This is a genomic window from Aquimarina muelleri DSM 19832 (assembly GCF_000430665.1).
In the GTDB taxonomy this organism is placed as follows: domain Bacteria; phylum Bacteroidota; class Bacteroidia; order Flavobacteriales; family Flavobacteriaceae; genus Aquimarina; species Aquimarina muelleri.
Window position 1 is genome coordinate 1 of sequence record NZ_AUML01000074.1, and the last position, 5,626, is coordinate 5,626.

The following is a 5,626-nucleotide window of genomic DNA, read 5'->3' on the forward strand; positions in this document are numbered from 1 at the left end:
GTAAATCCTTTTTTGATATCTTACCATTACTTGTCAATGGCATTGCTTCTAAAACAACCCATAACTGAGGGATCATATACTCCGGTAAACGATGTTTTAAAAATGCCTGAGCTTCTTGCTTATCAAAATCAGTACTACTTACTACATAACCAATCAAACGATTTACTCCTGAGCCATCCTCTCTAGACAAAACACAACAACTATCTAACCCTTCTAATTCTGATAAAACATTCTCTATCTCTCCCAATTCTATACGGTATCCTCGTATTTTTACCTGATCATCCTTACGTCCTAAAAACTCTAAACTACCATCTGGTAACCATCGTGCCAAATCCCCTGTACGATACATCCTCCCTCCTGAAATAAATGGATCTAATATAAATCTCTCCGAAGTTAATCCCGGTTTGTTTACATATCCTCGTGCAACTCCAACACCACTAACACACAATTCTCCTACAACTGAAAGTGGTTGTAACTGTAAATCATCTGAAAGAATATATACCCTAGTATTCGCTATGGGCTTTCCTATAGAAACCTTCTCTTCTATTTTTCCATCAAAAACAGTAGCACAAATACTAGTTTCTGTTGGTCCATATGCGTTTATATATGTTCCTTTTTTAGAAAAAGCTTTTGCTTTTGCAATCGGAGCTTCTTCTCCTGCAGTAATCAATGTTTTTATAGTATGCAAATGCTCTATATCTATCAATTTCACAAAAGCTGGAGGTAAGGTTGCCCAAGTAATCTTATTATCATTAATAAAATTAGTCATCAACGCTATGTCTGATTTTATTGTTTCTTCTATTATAAACAGTTTAGAACCACTGAGGAGAGTTATTAATATTTCCCATATAGAGGCATCAAAAGACTGATTAGAAAACTGAAGACAATGTTCTGAGCTTCCTATTGAAAAATGATTAATCTGAGCCGTAATTGTATTTACAATACCCCCATGCTCTATCATTACTCCTTTTGGACGACCAGTAGATCCCGAAGTATAAATTACATAAGCAAGGGTATCACTTTCGATACTTACTTTTGGAGCATCTTCCTTGTACCTACTTTCTTTTTCTTTAAAATCAGCAAATAACTTTGGTGTAATACTTACTTTACACTGACTGTCACTTTCTATATATTGTATTCTCTTTTCTGGATAATTGGGGTCTATTGGTAAATAAGTCCCTCCTGTTTTTAATATCGCAATTAGAGAGATTATTAATTGGTCACTACGATCTAATTTAACTGCAATAAAATCTTCTTTTTGAATTGCGTATTCTTCAATCAAATAATGTGCTAATTGGTTTGCTTTTTTATCTAGCTCTGCATAGGTCATTGTAGTTCCTTGAAAAACTACTGAGATATTATTTGGATTTTTACATACTTGCTCCTCAAATAAACTTACAACCGTACCTCCTTTAGCCAAAGTATTTTCAGAAGGATTAAAATCATATATTAGTTGATCTTTTTCTTCCTTGGTAAGAATCCCAATATCAGAAACTCTGGTTAAATTGGAAGAGATCAATAGTTGTTCTAAAACAATATAGAAATGATTTTTAATCATTTCTATAATCGAACTATTTAATAATTGATCGTTATAATTAAATTCTATACTTAATTGTTTTCCTAAATTAACTGCAATAGTCAACAAATAATTAGATTGTTCTTTTGTTTTTATATTTGATACATCCAATACATTGCTACCTGCTTTTAAAACTTCAGACACTGGGTAATTTTCGAAAACAAGAATACTATCAAATAAATCTCCCTTAACCCCACTAAAGCTTTGAATTTTAGCCAAACTAGTATACTGATACTCTCTACTACTAACGGTATTTAATTGCAGTGCCGTCAACCAATTTACAACAGTATCATTGCTTTTAATATGGCTATAAAAAGGAAGTGTATTGATATATAATCCTAATCGTTGTTCAGAATTTTCTAAATCAGTAGGGCGTCCAGAAACTGTTACTCCATATACAACATCAGGAGTTCCTGTATATCTAGATAATAATAAAGCCCATACGCCTTGAATAATAGAGTTCATCGTTAACCGATGTTCTTTTGCATACTGCTTTAAACGTACAGTAAATTCTTCCTCTAAGTTTAAAAAAAGTTTTTTATTATTCCCTATTCCTTTATTCCTTAAATCTGTTGATTCTAAGAAAGGTAAGATCGTTGGAGTTTTTAAATTTTTAACATACTCTTTCCAAAACTGATCTTCTTGCTCAATATCATTTTTCTGTATGTACTTGATATAATCTTCATATAAATCTTCTTTCCTTTTGGGAGGGGTATTTCCTTTATAAAAAGCTTCATACGCTACTAATAATTCTTCCATGAGTATTGCCGAAGACCATCCATCCATCAAGATATGATGATGAGTAAAAACCATTGTATATGATAAATCTCCTGTTTTTATAAGAGTAATCCGTATCAACGGCACTTCATTAAACACAAACCCTCTTTCGCAATCCTGAATTAAAAAATCGTCTATTTTTTTTTCTCTGTCTAAGGAATTTAAATCGCTATAATCTAACTCTTCAAATGGTACCCTTACTCTTTTGTATAGACATTGTAAAGGAATACTCAACTCTTCATATAAAAAAGATGTTCTTAATGCACTGTGATTTTGAATAACGTAGTTCCAAGATTCTTTCAGTGCCTCGACTGCTACGCCTTTTGGGAAATCTATAGACATTTGTTCTACATACGTTTTAGAACTCTCATCATATAAACCATGAAAAAGCATTCCTTCCTGCAAAGGACTTAATTTATAAAATGAATCTATTAAAGACCTATTATCTAAATACTCAAGTAATCCTTTTTTATTAGTCTTTATAAAATCTATAATTTCTTTATTATTCTTTATTTTGTCTTTATCTGCTTCATCTAACTTTCCTTTTAGCCCTCTCAGTACTAAGTTTTCATCCTTTTTAACTAAAAACAAGTTTAATTCTTCTAATTTTTTTATAAAACTTTCCATATGTGTTTGTGTGAACAGTATTCGTTTGTATTGAAATAATTCAGCGAAACGCTAGTACTAGTAAAAAATTAATAACCTAACCAATTTTAATCGTCAAGATCTATTTTCTACTATCACTAATCTTTTAAAATATTTTTATGAGTATTTGTATCTTATTGTGATAAAATTGTATGCTTTTTTATCACAGTGACTTATAGAGGCATAAATACAACCAAAACATCTCTAAAATGATTGATTTTTTTATCCTTTAGAGATGTTTTTGGTGTACTTTGAGAGGGTTAGGTTAAAATTCTAAAATATCCTCCCCTTCATATGCTTCTTCTATCAAGTTTTGAGTAACCGCTTCTAGTTCCTGATATTGAACCTCCTTTTCTAATCCGTAATCAGAGGGGGTGTATTCTTTGGTTTTGTTATCCTTACAGTGACTAATAAGGCTTTTTAAATTCGATAAGTATTCTTCTGCTAGCTTTTCAATAGTTTCTATATTATATTGTCTCTTTGAATAGCTCCAATTTAATCGCAGTTGTCCTTGCGTGATAGAACCATTAATTTCTATTTTACAATCAAATCGAATATCAGAACCTATTTCTTTTCCAGTAGATTCCGTTGCTCCTTTAAATCGATCACTTAAACTTACTGCATTATCTAATTGTCCTAAGTAATTAAAAACAACATCCCACTGTACTTGAGCTAAATCTTTTCTTACCTCTTCTGAGGCATGTAAATAACGTAATGCTCCATAACCTAGACCTTTGTCTGGTATACATCGTAATTGTTCTTTTGTTGATTTTACCAAATCTCCTAGAGAGTTTGTATTTGAAGATTGTAGTGCTATAGGATATAAGTTTGTAAACCAACCTATCGTATTACCGATATCGATACTTTTTGATATATCTTCTCTTCCATGTCCTTCCTGACCAATTACAATACTGTTGTGTCCAGACCATTTTCCTATAGTTAAAGCCAAACAAGCTAGTAAGATATCATCTATCTCTGTGCCATATCGTTGATGTATCTCACTGATCAAGGAAAAGGTGTTTTCCTTATCCAATACCAAACTGTAATCGGATATGTTTTTATAACTATCATAACCCTTTATTTCATGATCTACAGGCAACGGGTTATATTCTTTTGCCATTGCTGCCCAATAGGATTGTTGCATAAGAACAGAACTTCTATTGGTATATTTTTCTAATTCCGTATACCATTGTCTATAAGAACTTCCTTTACTTCCCAAGTTAATTTCCTGATTCTTCTGAATCGTATCTAGAATACGTTCCAAATCAGTAAGAAGAATTCTCCAAGAAATTCCATCAATTACTAAATGATGTGCTGCAATAAAAAGACGATTTTCTTTGTCTTCTTCTGGCGTTTTAATCAATATTCCTTTAAAAACTTGTCCCTTTGTTATATCTATGTCTTTCTGAGATGAATTACACAACTTATTAATAACATCAGGCATATCACACATTTTTTCTTGTGTGCAATCTATCACTACTAATACTCCATTAGTATCACTGTATTCTTGAACCCATATTCCTTCCTTTTTTTGATAGTTAAAACGCAATGCGTCGTGATATTCGACTAATGCTATGAATCCTTTACTTAGATCGATTTCCTCGACTGATTTTGAAATTGACAATAATACTGATTGATTGTACTGTGATCCTTCTTCGTGCGCTTCATTAAAATACCATTGTTGGATAGGTAATAATTCACAAACTCCCTCTAGTCTTCCTTGTTCTCCTTCAATCTGGTTTCCTACATCTTTCACTTTTTTTGCTAATTCGAATATGGTTTGATTCTCAAATAAATTGCGTGGTCTTATATGATAACCTACTCTTTTCAAATTACTCACTACTTGAATAGTAATAATAGAATCTCCTCCTAATTCAAAGAAGTTATCATGAACTCCTACTTGCTCTACGCCTAATAAATCCTGCCAGATTCGTACCAATTCCTCCTCTATCTCATTTGATGCAGCTACGTAACTTGCTGTGGATAAACTTGACATATCTGGGTCTGGCAACTCCTTCTTGTTAATCTTACCATGTACCGTTAAAGGCATCTCTTCTAAACAAACCCATACCAAAGGAACCATATACGATGGTAACTCCTGATTTAATTGATCCTGTAAAAACTGCTTGTCAAAAGCTCCTGACATCACAACATACCCTACCAAACGATCCAAACCACTACTATCTGATTTTGCCAAAACACAACAACTGTTAACTCCAGATTGAGAGGATAAAACACTTTCTATCTCTCCCAATTCTATACGATGCCCTCGAATCTTTACCTGATCATCCTTACGACCCAAAAACTCTAAACTACCATCTGACAACCAACGACCTAAATCTCCTGTCTTATACAATCGTGAAGAAGAATTCGTAAATGGATTGTCCCTAAAAACCTTAGCTGTCTTTGCTGAATCATTCAAATATCCTCGACCTACTCCTATTCCTGAAACCCATAACTCCCCCATAACTCCTACCGGACATAAATTATCCTTATCATCAACTACATAAATTTGCATATTAGCTACGGGCTTACCTATAGAAACATTCTGACCCGATGGAGCTTCATTCATAAAATGTAAACTTACATCATCTCCTGCCTCTGTAGGACCATAAGCATTAACTACTG

The 5,626-nt window shown here is 32.8% G+C and carries 2 protein-coding genes; both read right to left on the reverse strand.

Translation table 11 applies throughout. The features are described 5' to 3' along the window. Window positions 1-2,980, reverse strand: a 2,980-nt coding sequence (locus tag H527_RS0118340; RefSeq protein WP_027414013.1) for an amino acid adenylation domain-containing protein, incomplete at its 3' end; no start/stop codon positions are given. A gap of 283 nt (window positions 2,981-3,263) precedes the next feature. Then, a partial coding sequence (locus H527_RS0118345) for a condensation domain-containing protein (protein WP_027414014.1) occupies window positions 3,264-5,626 on the reverse strand: 2,363 nt, incomplete at its 5' end.